Below are 20,763 nucleotides of genomic sequence, written 5' to 3' on the forward strand. Positions count from 1 at the left end.
CGTCCGCCCAGGTGGGGCGGTTGCGGCGCGGGCCGGGTGTCTGTGCTTCTCGGCGCCCGTGAAGACGTTTCAGGTGGGTGGCGCTTCGGCCGGAAGCATTCATAACCAACTCACTGTCCCATCAGGCGTTGAACGATATATCGAACACTGTTCGTGAAATCGGGCAGAGGCTAAATCCGGAAAAGAGAGCGCGTCAATACATCCGACACATCCGATTAACCGAACGTACAAATGAGCGATCCGGTACTCACCCGGCCCCCTGGGTGTGGCGCGCGACGGGAGACGCGACGCGGCACGTCCGATCACCACCGACGGACCCGTCGCCGCACAGGACCGACCGCGACTACCGGCGATCGACACCCTCCCGAGCCGGACGCGAGCCGGACGCGAACAAGGGCGCGACAGCGCGGAGAAATTGCCGCCACGATCACCGGCGCCGAGCTGGAAGCGTTCCTCGCCTGCGAATGGCGCTCGCGCCTCACCGCCGCCTGGCTGATCGGTGGAGGCCGGCGGGCGAGCTTCCGCGAACGCGTCGGCGACCTCTTCCTCGCCGGCGAGGTCTACAGAGGGTTGGGCGGCCGGGGAGTCGTTCTCGGCACGGCTGGCGTGGGCGCGGCACACGCCGACGGACCGGGCGCCGCGGTGCTGGACGAGGTCGTACGGGGCGGGCGTGATTTCGCTGGAGACCGCAGTGCAGATGCTGCTGGACGCGGGCTACTCGATCGAGGACGTCTCTCAGGAGGTGGCCCGGATCCGGGCGGTCGCCGAGCGGGAGGCCGTGGCCAGGGTGGCGGAGGCCGCCACGCGTATGGGTGAGCAGGATCCAGCCGGCGGAGACGACCACGAGGCCGATGGTGTGGGGGCCACCGCGGCGTAGGTGGGTTACCGGGGAGCTTAGGATTCGCTTCCCGTGGCAGACATCCCCGACGAATTGATCAAGCTGGAACGTTCCGTCGAAGACGCGCGTACGAAGCTCGCTGGCCTCGACGGTGAGGCGTACGACGCGCAGTGGAAGAAGTGGCGTAAGGCGGCCGAGGAGTTCCAGGCCGCAGTGACGGATTACGCCGGGCGCGAGGACGCGGGCGTGTCGCGGTACGTGCTGGAGCAGGCGGTGAAGAAGGCCGTGCGGCACGGCGTGCCGGAGGGCTGACGGTTACGCCTCGTCGGGCCACACGGTCAGCGTGCATGAGTGGCCTGAGCCACCAGCGGCAGAACCTAGTCAGCCGCACCCCGCGCCCCCGGGTGGGTGAACCATGCGAAGGGCTCCCCGCTCCCGCAGAACAACGTAGGGAACCCAGCCGTTCGGGCTTCCTTGCCGTCGAACCCAGTCGTGTGAGGTGCACGCGCTGGGTGGCTGTGCCGGCCGGGTGGAGTCCGCGGGGCCGTACATCGAGCTGACGTACTTGAGCCCCGTACGCGGGCGGGTGCGACGTCCGATGCTGGATTGCGTAACGGCCGGGTCGAGGATGTCGCTCCGGTCCGGCCGTTTCGCTGGCCGACTGCGCTTGATCCGGTACTGAGGGAAGTGGGGAGTCCGGCGAGTGGCATGCCGTCGTTTGACATGGAGTGCGCTCGAACTCCTAGCGTCTTGGGCAGGCGGTTCCGACGAGCTCAGGAGGCAGTAGCATGACCACAGTCCCCACCCGGCACCTCGGCGAACTGGCGGTTTCCGCACAGGGCTTGGGGTGCATGGGCATGAGCCACGGCTACGGCGTCACGGACGACACGCAGTCGATCGCGACGCTGCACCGCGCCCTCGACCTCGGGGTGACCTTCTGGGACACCTCCGACTTCTACGGCTCCGGACACAACGAGGAGCTGATCGGACGGGCCATCGCCGGGCGCCGCGACGAGGTGGTGGTGGCCACGAAGTTCGGCTTCGCCAACCGTCTGGGCGAGCCCACCCAGGTCCGGGGCGACGCCGCCTACGTGCGCCAGGCGTGTGAGGCATCGCTGCGCCGGCTGGGGGTCGACCACATCGACCTCTATTACCAGCACCGCGTCGATCCGCAGGTGCCCATCGAGGAAACCGTCGGCGCCATGGCCGAGTTGGTCAAGGCCGGCAAGGTCCGCCACCTCGGGCTGTCCGAGGCCGGCGCGGCCACCATCCGGCGGGCCCACACCGTCCATCCGATCGCCGCGCTGCAGAGCGAGTGGTCGCTGTGGACCCGCGACCTGGAGGCGGAGATCGCCCCGGTCTGCCGTGAACTCGGTATCGGCATCGTCCCGTTCTCCCCGCTCGGCCGCGGCTTCCTCACCGGCCGCTACCGCTCGGTCGAGGCGATGGCGGACAATGACGTGCGGCGCAGCCAGCCGCGTTTCGCCGACGGCAACCTCGAACACAACCTGGCGATTGTGGCCAAACTGAACGAGCTGGCCGAGGCCAAGGGCATCACCGCCGGCCAGCTCGCCCTGGCCTGGGTCCAGCACCGGGGCGACGACGTGGTGCCGATCCCCGGCACCCGACGGCAGCGAAACCTGGAGGAGAACCTCGCGGCCCTGACGGTCGAGCTGTCCTCCGAGGACCTCGCCGCCATTGAGGCCGCCGCACCGACCGAGCAGATCGCGGGCACCCGCTACGACGAGAACAGCCTCACCTTCGTCAACCGCTGAGCCCACCACCGGGTTCCCCCCCAGCCGGCCCCGGCGGCTTCTGCTTCGTGAGCCGGCCCTGAACGACTGGCGGGGCCTGCCTGGTTCGTCTGACCTCCACGAGGCGGTTCAGGCCGGCGTGGCGGCCAGTTGCCCGGAGTGCGGGCGTCCTGGAAGGTCGAGGCCGAAGGTCCCGTCTCGGCAACGTGCTGCTCTCCCCGCTGCCGCAAGCGGGCCTGGCTGCCGGATGGTGCGCGTCCAGGGGCGGACTGGGGGGAGGCAGCAGCGGACGTCGGCCGCGGTGCACGGCACCGCCTGTTCGCGCAGCTGCCGGTCCCTGGGACATCAACGATCGGTTCTGGCACCTTCATCGGGCTGGCGCGGGGCGTTGGCGGCGAGCAGTTCCTGCAGAAGTCGGACGAGTGATCCAGGGCCGGTCAGCCGTACTGCTGCAGCAGTCCGTCCACGTACGCCTCCAGGCGTTCTCCCAGCACCTCGGACGTCAGATCGTCCCGCCCCAGGTCGCGCCACGGCCCGGCCAGCTTCGCCGCGTCGGGGCAGTAGTGCAGGGCGTCGAGCAGCCGCCAGTACAGGTGGTCGGGGTCGTCGGCGAGGTCGCGGCCGCCGTGTGCCTCGTACCGCTCGCGGAACTCCAGCCCGTACGCCGGCCCGTGCAGCAGAGCGAGCGCGGTCGAGCAGTGCGCCACGTCCAGGTCGGCAGGTCCCCATGAGGTCTCGACCCAGTCCACGACACCGCTGATCCGCAGCCCCGGCCCTGCTCCCGTGAAGAGCACGTTCCCGGGGTGGAAGTCGCGGTGCAGAAAGCAGCCTTCGTACGGCGGCGGGTCGCGGCGGATCACGTCCACGGCCCGATCCCACAGAGGGCCGTGCGGGGTGCGGACCCGCTCCGGGGACGTCCACGCCTGGTACGTGCGCGGTCTCTCGTCCGGTACGAGGCCGTGGACGCGCACGAGCTGGGCCGCGAGCAGGTCCAGGCGCCGGTCGAGGTCGTCCTCGTCCACGCGGACGCGGCCGGGCAACGCGGACATCAGCAGGGTCGGGTGGTCACAGTGTTCGGCCGTGGCATCCACGGCGACCAACCCGGGAGCCGGGATGCCCTCCTGCCCGGCGAGCAGAGTCAGGACGGACGCCTCGCGGGCCAGCAGCCCAGGCGCCGCACGGCGGAAGAACGGTTTCACGAAGGTGCGTTGCACCAGTTCCGAGCCGTCGTCGAGGGTGAGTCGGCGCATCTGGGAGCTCCAACCGCCGTACAGGAGCCGGGATTCGGCGACCGAGCGGCCGGGGCCGAGCTGCTTGGCCACCCACGCACGCGTGGCCGTCCAGCCCTTGTTGTCGAGGCCGGTCAGCGCCGCCTCCACGAACTCCCGCCGGTCCTCCCCGTGATCGCGGAACCACAGCCCCAGCTGGTGCTGCGCCTCCGGAAGGTCGAACCGCGTGTACTGGGCGCGCGCGGTCAGCGCGTTCTGTACGGCCTCGGTCACCTTGGGCGGGATCACCCCGTCCGTGCCCGGCACGGCGAGCACCGCGCGGCCCTCGTACGCCCGCAGCACCTCAAGCGCTGGCGCCGCGCGCCAGCTGTCCGGCCGCCGGATGATCCCGCTGAACCGGCCCGCTCCCTGCTCGAAGGGCACATCCCACGCCTCGGCGGCATATACGGCGGGCGCGCACAGCCCCAGCGCCGCCACTCGATCCCCGTAGTGCCGGACGAGATCCGCCACCGTCTGCCCGCTCATGCTGAAGCCCACCAGGACCAGCGGCCCGTCCGCCCTCGCGTACGCGTCGATCACCGCGACGGCCTGCTCGAACCGTCGCCGCAGGCTCGACTCACCGAGCTTCCCGGTGCTTTCGCCGTGCCCGGAGAAGTCGAAGGCGACCGCTCGACAGCCGTGGGCCACGAACTCCCGGACCAGCGGAAGCAGTCGCTCCGTGCTGCCGGTGCCCGCGCCATGCAGCACCACGGCGGTCACCCCGGAGGGATCACCGCCGTACACACCCTTGAGCCGTTCTCCGTCGTGGTCGTGCGTGAAGTCGAAGAGCATGCCCCTATTCACTCACGCCGTAGTCTCCGTTTTTCGAGAGTGTCACCGTCAACATCCGACCTTGAGCTCGCTCTTGGAGCGGCGACTGAGTTCGGCGGCGTACTGCGCGAGGGGGCCGCCTGCGGCGGCGGCCCAGCCGGTGGCCGCTCCGATGGAGACGCCGAGGACCTCGCTGAGAACGGTGGGGGATCCTCGCTATGAGGTCCAAACGGCAGCGTACCCCTGCAGCCGTGAGGCCCTCCACTAGCGGTGCGTGCGGAGTCCGTCGAGGATGAGCGCGAGCATGTGGGGGGCCCGGTCCACGGGGCTGGACGCGGCACGCCACAACGCGCCGGTCAGCTGGAGGAAGTCCCCAGGTGCGGCGTCCTCACGGATGCTTCCGTCCTTCTTACCGGCGTCCAGGAGTTCTGTGATCGCGGCGATGACCGGCCCGTAGCTCTGCTCGCTGATCGCCTGGTGCACGCCCGGGGTGAGTGCGTCGCCGAGGCCGTGCTTTCGCCGCATGGCCTCGACGAGGTCCATCGTCCAGTGCCGGAGGGCTTCCAGCGGCGGCATCTGGGCCAGTAGGTCGGGCACGGTGCCGGTGATGCGTGCCACCTCGTCCTGGTTGACGGCCAGGACGAGCGCCTCGCGTGTGGGGAAGTTGCGGTACAGGGTGCCCGCGCCGACTCCGGCGCGCTGGGCGATCTGGTTCATCGACGTGCTGCCGTCCGCGGTGAGCGCTTCGCGTGCGGCGGCGAGGATGCGTGCCCTGTTCTCACGGGCGTCTGACCGGACCACGGGACCTCACGTTGCTAAGTGGAGAGTTCTCCACTACGTTATGTGGAGAGCTCTCCGAATACTTTAAGGAGCGTCATGCATTACATCAAGCTCGGCGTGACCGGCCTCGACGTGTCCCCGATCGCGATCGGTGCGATGACCTACGGCGAACCCGAACGCGGGCATCCCGTCTGGTCGAAGCGCGAGGAGGACGCGCGCCCGCTCATCAGGCACGCACTGGAGGCGGGGATCAACTTCTTCGACACCGCGAACATGTACTCCAACGGTTCCAGCGAGGAGATCCTCGGCCGCGCGCTCAAGGACTTCGCCGACCGCGATGCCGTGGTGATCGCCACCAAGCTGCGCCACCCGATGCGGCTGGGACCGAACGGCCGCGGCCTGTCGCGCAAGGCGATCATGACCGAGGTCGACCACTCGCTGCGCCGCCTCGGCACGGACTACATCGACCTCTACCAGATCCACCGCAACGACCACGCCACCCCGTGGGAGGAGACGCTTGAGGCACTCAGCGACCTCGTGAAGGCCGGCAAGGTCCGCTACCTCGGCGCCTCGTCCATGCACGCCTGGGAGTTCGCGAAGGCGCTGCACCTGCAGAGGCGGCACGGCTGGGCACGGTTCGTTTCGATGCAGGACCACTACAACCTGCTCGCCCGCGAGGAGGAGCGGGAGATGATCCCGCTGTGCCTGGACGAGGGCGTCGGCACGATCATCTGGTCGCCGCTGGCCCGCGGCCGTCTCGCCCGCGCGTGGGACGATGCCCGCTCGACGGCGCGCTCCGAGACGGACGGCGCGTACGCGGACACCCTCTACTCGCCCGAGCAGGAGGCGTCCAACCGCGCCATCATCGACGCGGTCGGACAGGTCGCGGACGCGCACGGCGTCAGCCGCGCACAGGTCGCGCTCGCCTGGCTGCGCCGCCAGCCGGTCGTCACCGCACCCCTGGTCGGCGCCGGCTCGATCCGGCAGATCGATGAGGCCGTGGCGTCTCTCGACATCGCGCTGACCGACGAGGACGTGCGCGTCCTGGAGGCCCCGTACACCCCCCGCCACGACTGGCAGGGCGTATCCGGCGAGGCCGAGATGGAGGCCATCCGCAAGCGCGTTCCCGGTATGGCTCTCGCATGAACCCCATCGTCCGCTCCGGCGCAGCTGCTCGCGCCGGAGCCCTCCTCATCCTTGTCGGCCCGCTCGTGTCCTGGGGCGCCGAGTTCATCACCGCCGCCGCATGGCAGGACCCGCCGTACTCGCCCCTGTACAACTGGGTCAGCCACCTCGGCCTGACCGGCTCGCCGCAGACCGCGTTCGGGCAGGTCGCCAACTCTCCCCTCGGTGCCGTCATGGACACCGGCTGGGTGATCTACGGCACCCTCCTGATCGTCGGCACGTTCCTCGTGTTCGACCCGCGCAAGGGCGCCCGCCCCGTCGTCATCGTGAGCCTCGCCGTCCTCGCCGGTGTCGGAGTCTCGCTCGTCGGCATCTTCCAGGGCTCCAACGCCAACGTCGACAACGGCCTGATCGCCTTCCACACCGTCGGCGCCCAGGGCGTCATGCTCGCCGGCAACATCATGGCGATCGCCGTCGGAACCGGCGGAACCCGCATCGGTCTCACCAGGGGCCGCTCGATCGCGAGCACCGCGCTCGGCACCGCCGGACTGATCGCATTCCCCCTCTTCATGACCGATGTGTTCACCGGCTGGATGTGGAACATCGGCCTGTTCGAGCGCGCCGTCATCTACCCGATCATGATCGGCCACGCCCTCCTCGGAAGCAGCGTGGCCGCCACCCAGCGCCACCGTGCGACGCACCCGCCGGCACCCCTTACCGCACGAGCCGAGAGCTGAAGGAGAGACAGATGACACGAGTGCTGGTCACCGGAGGAACCGGATTCATCGGGAGCTGGTGCATCCAGGCCCTGCTGGATGCCGGGCACATCGTCCGCACCACGGTCCGCGACCTGCGGCGCGAGCCGGCGCTGCGCTCCTGGCTGTACGCGGCCACACCGTTCGACGACGACCGGCTCACCGTCGTGCGCGCCGACCTCGAACACTCCGATTGCTGGAACGTTGCCGTCGCCGACTGCGACTTCGTCCTCCACGTCGCCTCGCCGACCCTGCGCCACACGCCGGCGAACGACGACGACCTGGTGGTCCCCGCGCGCGAGGGTGTCCTGCGGGTGCTGCGCGCAGCCCGCAACGCCGGTGTGCGCCGGGTCGTGCTGACCAGCGCCTTCGGCGCCATCGGGATCGGGCACCCCCCGCGCTCGACCCCCTTCACCGAGGAGGACTGGACAGACGTCGACAGCGACATCCCGCCCTACCAGCGGTCCAAAACACTCGCCGAACGCGCCGCCTGGCAGTTCATCCAGGACGAAGGCGGCGGCCTGGAACTGGCGGCGGTTCATCCCGTGGGGGTCCTGGGACCCCTGCTCGGCCTGGACGACCCGCCATCTCTGCGTCTCGTCCGCAGAATGCTCGAAGGACAGGTTCCCGCGTGCCCTCCCTTCGGGATGGGCTTCGTCGACGTGCGCGATGTCGCGGACCTGCACCTGCGCGCGATGACCGATCCGGCAGCCGCCGGCGAACGCTTCCTGGCCATCGCCGGGCACAGCCTGCGCGTCATCGACATCGCACGCATCCTGCACGAGCGCCTCGGTGAGCGCGCCGCGAAGGCCCCGACCCGTGAACTGCCCGTGTGGGTCGCCCGCACACTGGGCATCGTGAACCCGGAACTGCGCCTGCTCAAGCACCAGATCGGCCGGGATCTCGACGCCACAAGCTCCAAGGCGGAGAAGCTGCTCGGATGGCGGGCCCGTCCCATCGAGGACACCATCGCGGAGACCGCCGAGAGCCTCCTCGCCCACGGCGTCGGCAAATGACCGGCTCGTAACCGACCGACGCGACAGCCTTGAGGCACCGAAGGTGCGTTGGACTGGTGCCCCGGAGCGACTGTGTCCGCTGGCCTTGGGGCCGCGCCGGCGTTCGGTGCGTGCCGCCTGATTGCCCGGTGGTTGAGCGTAGACGGAGGCTCCGGACTGTCGCGGCAACCGGCATGTTCCGCAGTCGCCCGTCTCTTGGCCGGTGAAGGCATCAGCGTCGTGGGTGAAGAGAGAAGTGGCTCTGCCATCGGCAGGGCGTGTCCGCCGAGCGTCCTCATCCACGTCGCTCCTGCCGCAGGCCAGCCCGCAGCGTCAGCGGAGCTTGAAGAAGCGCCAGTTCAGAGAAGTGCCGTTGCCGAAGGAGATGGCTCCGTTCCAGACGGCTCGGGGCATCGCACACCTCCGCAGTAGCCCCGAGCACCACCAGCGTATTGACGCGCTCGCCCGCCAGCACGCCAAGCAGTCACAGCCCCATCGGCACTCCCCTACACTTTCGCCGTCACACACCTAGGGGGGTACGTGAACAGCGTTGACACGCCACGAAGACCACGGCGAAACCACATCCTCGTCGGAGTGCTCATAGCCGTGCTCGCCGCACAGTCAACAGCGCTCGTCGTCCAGCAGATACAGATCGGCGACCTGAAGGCCCAGCGCAGCACACCCGGGCCCGCAGGCCGCACCGGGCCGGCAGGGCCTCCAGGTCCACCCGGACCGCGCGGGCTGCCCGGAGTTGCGGGCAAGGACGGACAGGACGCCACTGGCACCGTCTCCACCAACAACGCGGACGTCCAGCTCACCGAGACCGAAGCCCGCGCCCACTGCGAGACTGTCGCGGACCAGGCCTACCCGAGCGGCAGCAACTCCGGTGACAAGTCCCTCGACACCCTCACCGACGCCTTCTCCGCCACCATGCACGAGAGGACCTTCCAGCAGTGCATGACCGAACAGGGCTACCCGCAGTAGGCGCAACAGCGCGCACGCCACGACGGGGGGCCCTGGCCGGGGTCGAGGCTCAGGAGCAGGCACTGACAGTCGGGCAGGGCGGCAGCGAATGCTGGCCCGCAGCGCAGGGGCGCCTTCGGCCAGACGATGCCCCGATTCGTCACGGTTCGGCGGGAAGCGCCGTCAGGGGCGCTTGAAGAGGGCGTTAGCGGCAGGCGTCGGTGTGGCTGGCGTCCTTGTCACTTCTCGGGCAACGGCTTCTTGAGCCGGGTGTACTCCTTGCCCAGCTCGACCCGCGCGCGATGCGGACCGCCGGGGGTGTTAGAGAGCATCTGATCAATGTTCAGGTCACGCTGCCCGATTCGCCGGATTCGATTCGCCAGGTTTGGTGTAGATTCTCCGCTCAGCTCGCGGCTAGTTTTGTCAGCCATGGCCCAGTGGACCATTGCGCGGGATCGCTGGGGCAGTGCTTCACAGTCCATGGCGAGGCGCCGATGCTGCATCAGCCAGCCGAACGTCCGCTCGATCACCCAGCGTTTCGCCGGGGGTTGGAATCGTTTGGTGGTGGGCCGTTTCACGACCTCGACGTCGATTCCCCCTCGCGGCCCCGTGCTGGAAGACGCTGTTCTGGGATCCGCCGTCGGCCCAGACCTTCGTCACGCTGGGATGCGAGGCGGCCAGCTCGTCGAGCAAGCGTTTTCCGCCGGTGGAGTCGTGCACCGAGGCGGCCGTGACGATGACGGCCGGGACCAGGCCGAGCGTATCCGTGGCCACGTGACGCTTACGCCCTTTGTTCTTTGCCGGCGTCGATGCCCTGACTGGCCTCAGCGGCGTTCGCAGAGTCGACCTGCCGCCGCGTGGCGCGGTGATGTACTACTTCACCAAGTGGCGCGATGAGGCACCGACCGGACCATCCACGACCTGCTGCGGAGGCAGGTGCGGGACAAGGCGCGGCGGAAGGCGGACCCGAGCCTGGTGGTGCTCGCTGCGTCCGTGCACGACAACGCTGCGGGCATCGCGTTGCTGGACAAGGTCGCCGCCGACACCGAGAACATTCAGAAGGCTCTGGTCGACCAGGGCTTCAAGAACGCCGTCGTCATGCACGGGCAGAAGGTGGGCATCAAGGTGGAGATTGTGGATCGCAACCCGGCCCGGACCGGGTTCGTGCCGATCCTCAAAGGTGGATCGTGGAGCGCGCCTACGGGATCTTGATGCTGCACCGCAGGCTGGTGCGCGATTACGAGCACCTGCCGCTCAGTTCGGAGTCGCGGGTGTACTGGGCGATGACCGCGGTGATACTGCGCCGGCTGACCGAGGCCGCCGCTGCGTCGTGGCGCAGCACATGACCGGCGGGGAGCTGACCCTCGGGGCGGTACTTGCGCGGCTGGAGGAGCAGGAACGGCAGATCGCCGCGCAGGCCGAGACGGCCAGGGAGCAGGTCGCGCAGCTGACCGCACGGCTGGACGAACTCAGCCAGGCCGCCGAGGAGGTCCGGATCACCCGCAAGACGCTGCTGGAACTGCCCGAGCCGGCCCCGCCCGCGCCGCCGGCCCCGAAGCAGCCGGACGATCCGGCCTACCAGCAGATCATGACGTTCGCCGCGGCCGATGCGCCGCTGAGGACGCGGCAGGTGTGTGAGGCGATGGACCTGGAGATCGCGCCCAACGACATCAACGACACCCGTCTGAAACTCAAGCGGCTGACTGAACGCAGAATCCTGGTCGACACTGAGCAGGGCTTGTTCACCCAGCCGCGGCCGTAGCCGTCCGCCGACACCGCGGCCAGCCCGCTCGCCCCTCCCGAAGACGCGAAACGGACATCAACTTACGCACCGCCTCTCAGCTCCTGAACTGCATCGACCACGCTGTCCACCACCTCGGTCACCGGCTTGGACGCATCGATGATCGTCGCGCCGAGGCGTTCGTAGATCGATCGCATCCGAGGATTCCACTTCAGGGCCGCTGCGAGCTCTTCGGGATGTTGACCGAATGCGTTCGTAGTGCGGGTCGCGAGCCGGTGGCGGAGGTTGTCCTCGTCGATCACCAGGCACACGATCACGTCGAAAAGATCGCGGACGTCTGCCTCGTTCTCCGCCGACCCACACAAGAACGCGATGCGGAAACGAGACTCCTCGACGAGGGTCTCAACGCGCTCACGGACGATCGCCCACCCGTATCGATCGAGCCAGCCGCTGGGAACCGGATACGGAGGATCCATCACGACCTCGCCCTTGGCTCGGTCGATCCAGCGACTGAAGCCGTCCTCGTCGGCGTCGAGCGCAACGTAGCCACGCTCTCGCAACACCCCGCAGACCGTGGACTTACCAGCCCCTGAATTACCCGTCACCCACACCAATGTCACACCGCCAGCGTAGGCATGAGCACTCCGGGCCAGCGACGCCGTTGCCGCGATCAGGCCAGGTGTAGCTTCGACCGAGTGACTGCTCCGGCACAGCCTGCGGACGGCCAAAGCCCCAGCTCAGCTACCACTGCCACGAGCTGATTGCTCCTGACCAAATGGTTCGGGGCACGGCACACCTCCGCCACAGGCCCCGAGCCTCTTCAGGCTATGCGCACCGACAGCCGGCAGCACGGCGAGGCGCTGCTCACGGCGGCGCCATCATCCATCTCATCGTCACCGTGACGACGATGCCCGCGTGTCGCACTGCCGGGAGTGATCCCCTCGCCTGCCCGTGGGTATCTGTTTCTGTGGAGATGCCATGCCCATATGGGCGGCGTGGGAGGCCTGTTCCGGGCGGGACGAAGAGCGGAGGACGAAGTGGACTGAGGTCGGTTCGCGCAGCAGATGGCGTCGTTGGCGCGGGATCTGCTGGCGCAGGATTCGGTGACCGCCACCCTTGAGCGGATCACTGCCTCGGCCACCGAGCTGGTCGACGGATGCGACGCAGCCGGCATCCTCGTGCTGCACGACACGAAGGTGGAGACGCTCGCCCCCACGCACGAGCTGGTAACCGACAGCGACCTGCTGCAACAGCAGCTGGGTGAAGGGCCGTGCTTCGACACCGCTCATAGCTCGGAGGGCGAGCGGGTCTTCCGCATCGCCGACCTCACCACTGAGCATCAGCGTTGGCCGGCGTTCGCTCCGGAAGCCCGCGCGCTCGGGGTGGGCTCCATGATGGGGTTCCTGTTGTTCACCGACGACGAGGACTTCGGCGCGCTGAACTTCTACTCCCGCAAGCCTGGTGCGTTCAGCGAGGCCAGTGAGCTGGCCGGATGGCTGCTGGCCTCGCACGCGGCGGTCGCCTTCTCCAGCGCCCGCACCCATGCGCAGATGGAGCAGGCCGTCGCCACCCGCCACGTGATCGGCGAGGCCATGGGCATCCTCATGGGCAGCCGCCGCCTCACCGAGGAGGAGGCGTTCGACGTACTGCGCCGCTACTCGCAAAAAAGCAACATCAAACTCCGTGAGATCGCCCGCCTCGTCTGCGAACAAGGCAGTCTGTCCTGACAGGACAGTGGGGCGATGAGGGCGGCCTGGTGGCTCTGCACGGATGGTTGACCAGGTAATCGGTGAGAGCCGCGGAGCCTTCGCTGACTACGCTTCCTGGCATGAATCCCGTGATCGACGTTCTGGCTCCCTCCGAGGTCGACTGCCTGGAGCGCCTGTGGGGGCAGCTCCTGGTCCACCACAGTCGGGAGGCGGCACATCTGGCGGCTCTCGGTGCGCTTCGTTCGCCCGAGGACTCGTGGCGTCTGCGGCGGGGCCAGTACCTCGAATGGCTGCAGGAGCCGCTCGCCGCGGTACTGGTCGCTCGGGACGGAAATCACCTGCTCGGCTACGCGGTCGTGCGCATCCTGGACGCCCCGGGGTCATGGCAGTGGGGGGACCAAGTCGGCGTGCTGGAAACCCTCGTGGTCGATGACGAGGCTCGCGGCGCCGGAGTCGGTCAGGCCCTTGTCAAGGCCGTGCGCGAGCGTCTCGCCAGGTCGGGTGTCCAGGTCATGAAGATCTCTGTCATCGCGGGCAATGATGACGCCCTCCGTTTCTACCAGCGGGAAGGGGCCGTCGACTTCGTGAAGACGCTGATCATGCCCGTTTCGGGGTGACGGCGCAGACCGGAGCGTCCATGCTGACCGGCCGGACACATCATCTGGAGTGCGTTGCCATCCTTGAGCTGGCGGCAAAGGGCTCCTGACCTGCGGTCTTGCTCGTGTGCATTATGTGCGGTGTGGGCGTCACGGGCGATATCTTGACGCTGAAATGACGCTCGTGACGCTCATTTGACGCTCGTTCTGATGGGGTGTCAGGCGGGTTGTTGGGCAGGTCGGGCCCTGTCCGGGTGGCGTATATCGGTGGGGCGCTGAGGGAGGGCGACGCTCTGCGCGTAGCTGCTGGATCCCGATGCTGCCGACCTGTGGGAATGATCCTTGGGTTGTTTCACGCTCGTGCCGGTTGATGGGGTCGGAAGTCTCAGAGAAGTCCCAGGGGGCTCCCACTCCTGCCCGACTCCCATTCGGCTCCATAGGGGGTGGGGCGGAGGGTGCCACCCCGACGATTTCGCGTTCGCCGGCGCGAGTGGATTGTCGTTGAGGGGCGTGAGGTGGAGCCCCGGGCGTGTGAGCCCATGGGAGTGGCGCCGGATGGTGCCATCTGGTGCCACGTGATGCCATTCCCTGCCCGCCGGGGGCGTACGAGTGTGTCTGGTGCCATCATGGCTCGGGTTGGCGCCTTCGTATTTCCGCAGCTGGGACGGCGTTTCTTCGAGCGTGCACCGCATGTGGCGCCATTCGGACTTGTCAGTGGCGCCAACATGGTGCCATCATGGCGTTATGGACCTCACTCCGTATGTCGACAACCTCCGTCGCGAACTTGCGGTGGCAGCACAAGCCGGCGGGGAAGACGCCCGCGAACTGGCCGAGCGGCTCACCGCTCCGCTGGAGTCGGCGACCCGGCTGGCCATGCTCAATGTGCTCTCCGATGCGATGGACGAGATCACCCGCGAGCTCGCTCCCGGCTCGGTCGATGTACGGCTGCGTGGACTGGACCCCGACTTCGTGGTGACACTGCCGCCTGCCGACGGCGATGTCCCCGCGATGCCGACCACGCCCGTCGAACTTCTCAAGCCTCCGACCGACGGTGACGAGGGTGGAACCGCCCGCGTCAACCTGCGTCTGCCGGCCCACCTCAAGGCCCGTGCCGAGGAGGCCGCGGGCCGCGAGGGACTGTCGGTCAACGCGTGGCTGGTGCGGGCCGTGTCGGCCGCGGTCGACGGCGGCACTCAGCCGCGTACGACGGAGAAGACCCGCACCGTCGGACAGAGCTTCACGGGCTGGGTGCGCTAGCCGCGCCCGCGCCCCACACAAAAGCACGGCACCCACACCACGTCCCACCAGCGGGGACGACCCAAGGATCCACGAGGACGGAACAGCCATGCCTTCTTTTGACACTCCCGAACCGATCTCGGTCAACGCCCACGTGGGCGCCGGTTCCATCCGGTTCACCGCGGCCGACCGCCTCGACACGGTCGTCGAGGTGCAGCCCCGTGACCCGAAGAGGGACAAGGACGTGCGGGCCGCCGAGCAGACCGAGGTCACCTACGCGAGCGGCGTTCTGACCGTCAGGACGAAGGAGCGACGCATCATCGGGCCCTCCGGCGTCGCCGACGTGACGGTCGAACTGCCCACGGGCTCACACGTCGAAATGACCGGCTCCTGGGCCCAGATGCTCGGCGAGGGCCGGCTCGGCGAGGTCCGCGTGAAGACCTCCACCGGCGACGTCCGCCTCGACACCACAGGGCCGCTGCAGCTGACCGTGTCGCACGGCTCGATCACCGTGGACCGGGTCGAGGGCAAGGCCGAGATCACCACCAGCTCCGGCAACGTGCGCGTCGGTCACGTCGACGGTCCCGCCGTCCTGAAGAACTCGCATGGCACCACGACCGTCGGCACGGTGACCGGTGAGCTGCGCGTGAACGGTGCCAACGGCGCCATGGATATCGCGCGCGCCGAGGCGTCGGTCACCGGGACCACGACCAACGGCTCCGTTCGCGTCGCCGAAGTCGTCCGTGGCGAGGTTCAGTTGGAGACCTCCAACGGCTCCATCGAGATCGGCATCCGCGAGGGCACCGCGGCCTGGCTCGACGTCAGCTCCAACCGCGGGCAGGTGCGCAACTCGCTCACCGCGTCCGAGGCCCCCGAGGAGTCCGACGACACCGTCAAGGTCCGCGCACGGACCAACTGGGGCAACATCGACGTCCGCCGCGCCAAGGGCTGAGCGACACATCCTCAACCAGCTCCGTCTCCCACCCACTTCAGCCTTCGAACGGAGGGCCTCATGCCTTCATCTGTCATGCCCACGTCCAGGTTGGTCGACGGCCATTCGTCTCCGGTCGCCATCTCCACCGTCGGGCTGCGCAAGTCGTACGGCGACAAGACCGTCCTCGACGGCATCGATCTGCGCATCCCAGCCGGATCCGTCTTCGCGTTGCTCGGCCCCAACGGTGCCGGCAAGACCACCGCCGTCAAGATCCTCTCCACGCTCATCACCGCGGACGGCGGGCAGGCCCAAGTCGCGGGCCACGACCTCGCCGCCGACCCGCAGGCCGTGCGGGCCGCGATCGGTGTCACCGGGCAGTTCTCCGCCGTCGACGGGCTGATCACCGGCGAGGAGAACATGCTTCTGATGGCAGACCTGCACCACCTCTCCAGGCGCGAGGGGCGGCGGGTGGCCGCCGATCTGCTGGAGCGTTTTGACCTCACCGAGGCGGCGAGGAAGCCCGCCTCCACCTGCTCCGGCGGCATGAAGCGCCGCCTCGACATCGCCATGACGTTGGTCGGCAGTCCGCGCATCATCTTCCTCGACGAGCCGACCACCGGCCTCGACCCGCGTGCCCGCCACAACATGTGGCAGATCATCCGCGAACTCGTCACCGACGGCGTCACGGTCTTCCTCACCACTCAGTACCTGGAAGAGGCCGACGAACTCGCCGACCGCATCGCGGTGTTGAACGGCGGCAAGATCGTGGCCGAGGGGACCGCGGAGGAGCTGAAGCGGCTGATCCCCGGCGGGCACATCCGGCTCCGGTTCACCGACCCGGCCGTGCACCAGAGCGCTGCCTCCTCGTTGAGTGAGGCTGCCCGGGACGACGATGCCCTCACGCTCCAACTCCCCAGCGACGGCAGCCAGCGCGAGCTGCGCTCCATCCTCGACTGGCTCGACGCCGCCGGCATCGAGGCATCCGAGCTGACCGTGCACACCCCCGATCTCGACGACGTCTTCTTCGCCCTGACCGGCGACGTCGAAATTCCCAACCAGCCCAAGGAGAACGCCCGATGAGCTCCCTCCCACTCGCCGTCCGCGACTCCTCCACCATGCTGCGGCGGAACCTGCTGCACGCGCGGCGCTATCCGTCCATGACCCTGAATCTGCTGCTCACGCCGGTCATGCTGTTGCTGCTCTTCGTCTACGTCTTCGGTGACACCATGAGCGCGGGCATCGGCGGCGCCCCGGACCGGTCCGAGTACATCGCCTATCTCGTCCCGGGCCTGTTGCTGATGACGATCGGTTCCACCACGATCGGCACCGCGGTCTCCGTCGCCATGGATATGTCCGAGGGGATCATCGCCCGCTTCCGCACCATGGCGATCCACCGCGGGTCGGTGCTCGTCGGGCACGTCATCGGCAGCGTGCTCCAGTCGGTCGTCAGCGTGGTCCTGGTCGGGGCCGTCGGTGTGGCGATCGGGTTCCGGTCCACCGATGCCACGGCTCTGGAGTGGCTCGCGGCGTTCGGACTGCTCGTGCTCTTCGCCCTGGCGCTCACCTGGATCGCGGTCGGGATGGGCCTGTCCAGCCCGAACCCCGAGGCCGCCAGCAACAACGCGATGCCGCTGATCTTCCTCCCGCTCATCTCCAGCACCTTCGTGCCGGTCGACGCGATGCCGGGCTGGTTCCAGCCGATCGCCGAGTACCAGCCCTTCACTCCCGCGATCGAGACTCTGCGCGGACTCCTCCTCGGCACGGAGATCGGCCACAACGGCTGGCTCGCTGTGGCCTGGTGCGTGGGCCTCGCGGTGCTCGGCTACCGCTGGGCGACGTCGAAATTCAAGAGCACCACCGGGAGCTGAGAGCCCGTCCTTCGGCTCGGTCGATCTCGCACACACTCCACGGCGGAGAGCCCGAGGCACGCGGGCCCTCCGCCCGCAGGCGTTCGGCATCCCGCTGCATCAACCACTGGTGGACTCTGCCCTTACGCCGGCAGGGGCGGCTCTGAGGAGCCCAACGGGCGTTCCGGCTCCATCCGTTATCCGCCGTTCAGCTCCTCCAGCACCTCGGCGGCAGTGCTGTTTCCCTGGTCCGCCAAGCGCCGCAGTTCGCCGAGGTCCTCCTGTTCGACGGCGAGTTCGATGAGCCGATCGGTCGCGAGCCTCCGCAGGGATGGGCGGAGGTGCTGCTCTGCGGTCAGGAAAGTCCCGATGCCCGAAGCACTGCGTGGACCGTGTCGTCGTCGATGTGCTGTCCCAGTCGCTCCATGACGTCCGCTCCGGAGCGCAGTGTTCCGCGCTCCAGGGAGCGGCGTACGCCCGTGTCGAGCTCGTGCCAGAGCAGAGGATTGGCGGCGAGCACCCGAGGGTCGAGTTCGAGGGCGTGTCCGTGGACATCTCGCAGGACCAGGTGGGAGGAGACGCCGTCGTACTGCCGTACGGCGGTCAGCGCGTCTGTGTGGATCACTCGCAGGTGCCAGGGGGTGCGGACCGCCAGCCAGCCGGGGCCCGCACTTACCCGCGGCGGGAGCAGGACGGCGCATACGGCGGTTGACAGGGTGACCCAGAGCAGGGTGCGCAGGGGTGTCAGGCTTCCCGCGTCCCAGTCGACCAGGAGGCTCATGGCGCCGAACGCCAGGGCGCAGCACAGCGCGAGGCGGGCGCTGCCACGCCAGTGGCGGTCGCCGGCCGAGCCCGCCGGTCCGCTCCGTCGCATGGCGCTGACGCTAGGCGCCGAGGCGCGGTGCGACGAGCGTCGCTAACGGGGCCTTAGCGCAAACGGGCGAATCTTGACGGGATCCTGACGCGGTCGCCCCGTGCTCAGCCGGTGTGGACGCGCGGCCGGCGGGCACGGTCCGGTTCCGCTTCGCGCAGGACCTCCCGGGTGACCGGGGCGACCTCGCCCTGACCGAAGAGGAAGAAGCGCAGGAAGTTCGCGAAGGGGCCGCCCTCGGTCCACTCGAAGTAGATGTGCGGGATGCAGCCCGTGCTGTCGCGGACGTGGAGCAGAAGTGCGGCCAGGGCGTTGGGGATGGAGGAGGACTCCACGGTCAGGACGCGATAGCGGTCGTGCAGGACCTCGCCGCGCACCGTCAGGCCCGCCTCGAACTCGGACGGGTCGGTGACCGTGACCTCGACGAAGACGAAGTCCTCCTGCTCCGGCAGGTCGTTGTCGGCCCGGATCTGCTCGATCTTGTCGCGGTACTCGGCCTTGTCGCGCCGGCCGGGTTCGTTTGCGAGGAAGCGGATGCGCCGGTGGGACATGTCGCGGACGAATCGTTCCGCCATGTCGTCCAGCTCGATGTGCGTGACGCGCAGTTCGAAGGCGCGAGCGAGCCGGGACAGCAGCGAGACGAGCATGATGCCGACGATGAAGCAGGCACCGATCTTCACGCCGTCCGGGCGCTCGATGACATTGGCGACGGTGACATAGAGAAGGACCGCGGACACCGCCGCGAAGCCGATGGTCCAGTTCCGCTGCTGGGCGCGCCGGGCCGCGATGGTCACCGCGATGGCCGCTGAGGACATCAGCACCAGTACGCCGGTCGCATACGCGCCGCCCTGCGCGTCGACGTCGGCGTCGAAGATCCAGGTGACCAGGAAGCCGACGAGAGTGAAGACGATCACCATCGGGCGAACGGCACGCGCCCAGTGCGGGGCCATGCCGTAGCGGGGCAGATAGCGGGGCATCAGGTTGAGCAGGCCGGCCATCGCGGAGGCGCCGGCGAACCAGAGGATGGCGATGGTCGAGACGTCGTAGACGGTGCCGAAGGCGCCGCCGAGATACTCGTGCGCCAGATACGCCAGCGCTCGGCCGTTGGCCTTGCCGCCGTCCTTGAACTCGTTCTCCGGGATGAGCACCGTCGTGATGAAGCTGGTCGCGATCAGGAACACGCTCATGATCAGGGCGGCGGCCGTGAGGAGCTTCTTGGTGTCCCGGATGCGGCCCTTCGGGTTGTCCTCCGTGTCGCCCGGATCGCCCTGCACGTGCGGCATGACGGCGACGCCCGTCTCGAAGCCGGACAGCCCCAGGGCCAGCTTCGGAAAGACCAGCAGGGACACGCCGACCATGGCGAAGACGTTTCCGTGCTCGGTGGTCAGCGCGCTGGTCCAGTCTGTTACCACGTGCCCGGCGGTGAGCACGTGGTACATGCCGACGGCCACGACGACGGCGTTCAGGACGAGATAGGCCACGACCAGGGCCACCGCGACGCCGATCGCCTCCAGGAAACCCTTGAGGAACACCGCGCCCAGCAGGGCCACCAGCAGCAGGGTGATGATCATCTGCTGGCCGTGGAGTGTGCTCTCCAGATGCGGGTTCTCGATCAGGTGCGTCGAGGCGTCGGCGGCCGAGAGGGTGATGGTGATCAGGAAGTCGGTGGCGGCGAAGCCCAGGAGCGTCAGGACGAAGAGTTTGCCCTGCCAGAAGGAGAGCAGCCGTTCCAGCATGGCGATGGAACCCTCGCCGTGGGGGCTCTCCTCCGCCACGCGGCGGTACACCGGAAGGGCGCCTGCCAGGGTGACGACGACGAGGACGAGGGTCGCGATCGGGGAGAGCAGTCCGGCTGCCAGGGCCGCGATGCCGGGCTGGTAGCCGAGGGTGGAGAAGTAGTCGACGCCCGTCAGGCACATCACGCGGTACCAGCGCTGGCCTCTGTGAGGGGGCTCGGGCTCGGCGTGCGGCCCGGTGTGGCCGCCCTGCTTGCCCATGTCGGACAGACCCTCCAGCATCCACGTCCGCAGTCGGCTCTGAGGCGGGTGTTCGGTGGCGACCATCGACTTGCTCTCCAGATGTGCAGCTCAGCGTGGGGCTCCGGCCATCACACGGACGGCGGCACCAGCGTAAGCAGAGAGTGACGCGTGGGCCCACGGGAGCGTGCTCCGCATGCGTCAAGACTCCGTTAAGAGCGGCGAGGCGGAGCCCCGCTGGAGGGCTCCGCCCGGCGGCCGGTGCGAGTGAGGGCTCAGCGGGTCGTGGCGATGGGTTGCCGGGCTGCGCGTATGCAGGTGTCGAGGATGTCGATCGCCGTGTCCACGTCGTCTTCGGCGTGGTCGGCCATGGCCTGCAGGCGGAAGCGGGCCGCGTCGGAGGCGACGGCCGGCTGTTCGACGAGGTGGGCGATCAGGCAGACGCGGGCGATGAGGCCGGAGGCCGTGCGACCGGTGGGGGTGTGGACATCGCCAGCCGGGAGATCCCGCCCGTGACCTGGTAGCGGATCGTGTCCAGGCGCCGGCGGTGACAGTAGCCCTGGGCTGCCCGTCTCCGCCCGGGAGCCAGGCCGGCATCAGCAGC

At 68.7% G+C, this 20,763-nt stretch carries 23 protein-coding genes and 1 pseudogene; 17 read left to right on the plus strand and 7 right to left on the minus strand.

The window, feature by feature from the left end; translation table 11 throughout:
• Positions 1–231: 231 nt before the first annotated feature.
• The 4 genes and pseudogenes from ACWDAG_RS36515 to ACWDAG_RS36530 form a co-directional block, all read left to right on the plus strand.
• Positions 232–552: pseudogene (locus ACWDAG_RS36515) on the plus strand (DUF6000 family protein); the annotation flags it as partial.
• Between the two features lie 118 nt (positions 553–670).
• Positions 671–877: a hypothetical protein gene (locus ACWDAG_RS36520; RefSeq protein ID WP_450699877.1), complete on the plus strand. Its 207-nt coding sequence runs from the start codon at positions 671–673 to the stop codon at positions 875–877.
• Positions 878–910: 33 nt separating this feature from the next.
• Positions 911–1,150 carry a hypothetical protein gene (locus ACWDAG_RS36525; protein WP_450699844.1) on the plus strand — a complete coding sequence of 80 codons (240 nt, stop codon included), beginning with the start codon at positions 911–913 and terminating at the stop codon, positions 1,148–1,150.
• 476 nt (positions 1,151–1,626) lie between these two features.
• A complete protein-coding gene (locus ACWDAG_RS36530) occupies positions 1,627–2,613 on the plus strand; it encodes an aldo/keto reductase (protein ID WP_450699845.1) in 987 nt (328 codons plus the stop codon).
• Positions 2,614–3,029: 416 nt separating this feature from the next.
• On the opposite strand, the gene ACWDAG_RS36535 is transcribed toward ACWDAG_RS36530, so the two are convergent.
• Positions 3,030–4,652, minus strand: coding sequence for an alpha/beta fold hydrolase (locus ACWDAG_RS36535; RefSeq protein WP_450699846.1), 1,623 nt, complete (start codon positions 4,650–4,652; stop codon positions 3,030–3,032).
• Between the two features lie 243 nt (positions 4,653–4,895).
• Positions 4,896–5,432: a TetR/AcrR family transcriptional regulator gene (locus tag ACWDAG_RS36540; protein WP_450699847.1), complete on the minus strand. Its 537-nt coding sequence runs from the start codon at positions 5,430–5,432 to the stop codon at positions 4,896–4,898.
• Positions 5,433–5,507: 75 nt separating this feature from the next.
• Between ACWDAG_RS36540 and ACWDAG_RS36545 the strand changes: the two genes are divergently transcribed.
• From ACWDAG_RS36545 to ACWDAG_RS36560, 4 genes are all read left to right on the plus strand, one after another.
• Positions 5,508–6,557, plus strand: a complete 1,050-nt coding sequence (locus tag ACWDAG_RS36545) for an aldo/keto reductase (protein WP_450699848.1) — start codon at positions 5,508–5,510, stop codon at positions 6,555–6,557.
• Positions 6,554–7,273 carry a DUF998 domain-containing protein gene (locus tag ACWDAG_RS36550; protein WP_450699849.1) on the plus strand — a complete coding sequence of 240 codons (720 nt, stop codon included), beginning with the start codon at positions 6,554–6,556 and terminating at the stop codon, positions 7,271–7,273. Before ACWDAG_RS36545 ends, ACWDAG_RS36550 begins: the two co-directional genes overlap by 4 nt.
• Positions 7,274–7,284: 11 nt before the next feature.
• Positions 7,285–8,307, plus strand: a complete 1,023-nt coding sequence (locus ACWDAG_RS36555) for an SDR family oxidoreductase (protein WP_450699850.1) — start codon at positions 7,285–7,287, stop codon at positions 8,305–8,307.
• A gap of 573 nt (positions 8,308–8,880) precedes the next feature.
• Positions 8,881–9,270 (plus strand): hypothetical protein, encoded by a 390-nt coding sequence (locus ACWDAG_RS36560; RefSeq protein WP_450699851.1) that lies wholly within the window; start codon positions 8,881–8,883, stop codon positions 9,268–9,270.
• 218 nt (positions 9,271–9,488) lie between these two features.
• Here ACWDAG_RS36560 and ACWDAG_RS36565 read toward each other — a convergent pair whose 3' ends face one another.
• Both ACWDAG_RS36565 and ACWDAG_RS36570 read right to left on the minus strand, forming a co-directional pair.
• A complete protein-coding gene (locus tag ACWDAG_RS36565; protein ID WP_450699878.1) occupies positions 9,489–9,827 on the minus strand; it encodes a hypothetical protein in 339 nt (112 codons plus the stop codon).
• Entirely contained in the window at positions 9,721–10,023 is a 303-nt protein-coding gene (locus ACWDAG_RS36570; RefSeq protein ID WP_450699852.1) for a transposase, read from the minus strand. Before ACWDAG_RS36570 ends, ACWDAG_RS36565 begins: the two co-directional genes overlap by 107 nt.
• 162 nt (positions 10,024–10,185) lie before the next feature.
• On the opposite strand from ACWDAG_RS36570, the gene ACWDAG_RS36575 reads away from it, so the two are divergent.
• Genes ACWDAG_RS36575 through ACWDAG_RS36585 form a run of 3 tightly spaced genes read left to right on the plus strand, consistent with a single transcriptional unit; the run spans position 10,186 to position 11,011 of the window.
• Positions 10,186–10,461, plus strand: a complete 276-nt coding sequence (locus ACWDAG_RS36575; protein WP_450699853.1) for a hypothetical protein — start codon at positions 10,186–10,188, stop codon at positions 10,459–10,461.
• Positions 10,437–10,595 carry a hypothetical protein gene (locus tag ACWDAG_RS36580; protein ID WP_450699854.1) on the plus strand — a complete coding sequence of 53 codons (159 nt, stop codon included), beginning with the start codon at positions 10,437–10,439 and terminating at the stop codon, positions 10,593–10,595. The genes ACWDAG_RS36575 and ACWDAG_RS36580 overlap by 25 nt, the downstream gene beginning before the upstream one ends.
• Complete coding sequence (locus tag ACWDAG_RS36585; protein WP_450699855.1) at positions 10,592–11,011, plus strand: hypothetical protein; 420 nt, start codon at positions 10,592–10,594, stop codon at positions 11,009–11,011. Before ACWDAG_RS36580 ends, ACWDAG_RS36585 begins: the two co-directional genes overlap by 4 nt.
• A gap of 62 nt (positions 11,012–11,073) precedes the next feature.
• On the opposite strand, the gene ACWDAG_RS36590 is transcribed toward ACWDAG_RS36585, so the two are convergent.
• Complete coding sequence (locus tag ACWDAG_RS36590; protein WP_450699856.1) at positions 11,074–11,610, minus strand: AAA family ATPase; 537 nt, start codon at positions 11,608–11,610, stop codon at positions 11,074–11,076.
• A 444-nt stretch (positions 11,611–12,054) separates the two neighbouring features.
• On the opposite strand from ACWDAG_RS36590, the gene ACWDAG_RS36595 reads away from it, so the two are divergent.
• The 6 genes from ACWDAG_RS36595 to ACWDAG_RS36620 all read left to right on the plus strand — a co-directional run bounded on the left by ACWDAG_RS36595 (position 12,055) and on the right by ACWDAG_RS36620 (position 17,333).
• Positions 12,055–12,717 (plus strand): GAF and ANTAR domain-containing protein, encoded by a 663-nt coding sequence (locus ACWDAG_RS36595; RefSeq protein WP_450699857.1) that lies wholly within the window; start codon positions 12,055–12,057, stop codon positions 12,715–12,717.
• Between the two features lie 101 nt (positions 12,718–12,818).
• Positions 12,819–13,316, plus strand: a complete 498-nt coding sequence (locus ACWDAG_RS36600; RefSeq protein WP_450699858.1) for a GNAT family N-acetyltransferase — start codon at positions 12,819–12,821, stop codon at positions 13,314–13,316.
• A gap of 723 nt (positions 13,317–14,039) precedes the next feature.
• Positions 14,040–14,552 (plus strand): hypothetical protein, encoded by a 513-nt coding sequence (locus tag ACWDAG_RS36605; protein WP_450699859.1) that lies wholly within the window; start codon positions 14,040–14,042, stop codon positions 14,550–14,552.
• Positions 14,553–14,640: 88 nt separating this feature from the next.
• The gene (locus ACWDAG_RS36610; protein WP_450699860.1) at positions 14,641–15,483 is read left to right on the plus strand and encodes a DUF4097 family beta strand repeat-containing protein; all 843 of its coding nucleotides are present in this window, start codon (positions 14,641–14,643) and stop codon (positions 15,481–15,483) included.
• 60 nt (positions 15,484–15,543) lie between these two features.
• Positions 15,544–16,545, plus strand: a complete 1,002-nt coding sequence (locus tag ACWDAG_RS36615) for an ATP-binding cassette domain-containing protein (protein ID WP_450699861.1) — start codon at positions 15,544–15,546, stop codon at positions 16,543–16,545.
• Entirely contained in the window at positions 16,542–17,333 is a 792-nt protein-coding gene (locus ACWDAG_RS36620) for an ABC transporter permease (RefSeq protein WP_450699862.1), read from the plus strand. Before ACWDAG_RS36615 ends, ACWDAG_RS36620 begins: the two co-directional genes overlap by 4 nt.
• 334 nt (positions 17,334–17,667) lie before the next feature.
• On the opposite strand, the gene ACWDAG_RS36625 is transcribed toward ACWDAG_RS36620, so the two are convergent.
• Together ACWDAG_RS36625 and ACWDAG_RS36630 are read right to left on the minus strand one after the other, a co-directional pair.
• The gene (locus ACWDAG_RS36625; RefSeq protein ID WP_450699863.1) at positions 17,668–18,186 is read right to left on the minus strand and encodes a hypothetical protein; all 519 of its coding nucleotides are present in this window, start codon (positions 18,184–18,186) and stop codon (positions 17,668–17,670) included.
• A gap of 104 nt (positions 18,187–18,290) precedes the next feature.
• Positions 18,291–20,246 carry an amino acid transporter gene (locus ACWDAG_RS36630; protein ID WP_450699864.1) on the minus strand — a complete coding sequence of 652 codons (1,956 nt, stop codon included), beginning with the start codon at positions 20,244–20,246 and terminating at the stop codon, positions 18,291–18,293.
• Positions 20,247–20,763 lie beyond the last annotated feature (517 nt).

This window comes from Streptomyces sp. NPDC001157 (assembly GCF_053598255.1).

What these genes read in the sequence shown, in the direction of transcription:
- ACWDAG_RS36530 (WP_450699845.1), top strand. Translation starts at nt 1,627, where the DNA reads ATGACCACAGTCCCCACCCGGCACCTCGGCGAACTGGCGGTTTCCGCA.
- ACWDAG_RS36535 (WP_450699846.1), bottom strand. Translation starts at nt 4,652, where the DNA reads ATGCTCTTCGACTTCACGCACGACCACGACGGAGAACGGCTCAAGGGT.
- ACWDAG_RS36545 (WP_450699848.1), top strand. Translation starts at nt 5,508, where the DNA reads ATGCATTACATCAAGCTCGGCGTGACCGGCCTCGACGTGTCCCCGATC.
- ACWDAG_RS36550 (WP_450699849.1), top strand. Translation starts at nt 6,554, where the DNA reads ATGAACCCCATCGTCCGCTCCGGCGCAGCTGCTCGCGCCGGAGCCCTC.
- ACWDAG_RS36555 (WP_450699850.1), top strand. Translation starts at nt 7,285, where the DNA reads ATGACACGAGTGCTGGTCACCGGAGGAACCGGATTCATCGGGAGCTGG.
- ACWDAG_RS36585 (WP_450699855.1), top strand. Translation starts at nt 10,592, where the DNA reads ATGACCGGCGGGGAGCTGACCCTCGGGGCGGTACTTGCGCGGCTGGAG.
- ACWDAG_RS36595 (WP_450699857.1), top strand. Translation starts at nt 12,055, where the DNA reads ATGGCGTCGTTGGCGCGGGATCTGCTGGCGCAGGATTCGGTGACCGCC.
- ACWDAG_RS36600 (WP_450699858.1), top strand. Translation starts at nt 12,819, where the DNA reads ATGAATCCCGTGATCGACGTTCTGGCTCCCTCCGAGGTCGACTGCCTG.
- ACWDAG_RS36605 (WP_450699859.1), top strand. Translation starts at nt 14,040, where the DNA reads ATGGACCTCACTCCGTATGTCGACAACCTCCGTCGCGAACTTGCGGTG.
- ACWDAG_RS36610 (WP_450699860.1), top strand. Translation starts at nt 14,641, where the DNA reads ATGCCTTCTTTTGACACTCCCGAACCGATCTCGGTCAACGCCCACGTG.
- ACWDAG_RS36615 (WP_450699861.1), top strand. Translation starts at nt 15,544, where the DNA reads ATGCCTTCATCTGTCATGCCCACGTCCAGGTTGGTCGACGGCCATTCG.
- ACWDAG_RS36620 (WP_450699862.1), top strand. Translation starts at nt 16,542, where the DNA reads ATGAGCTCCCTCCCACTCGCCGTCCGCGACTCCTCCACCATGCTGCGG.
- ACWDAG_RS36625 (WP_450699863.1), bottom strand. Translation starts at nt 18,186, where the DNA reads ATGCGACGGAGCGGACCGGCGGGCTCGGCCGGCGACCGCCACTGGCGT.
- ACWDAG_RS36630 (WP_450699864.1), bottom strand. Translation starts at nt 20,246, where the DNA reads ATGGTCGCCACCGAACACCCGCCTCAGAGCCGACTGCGGACGTGGATG.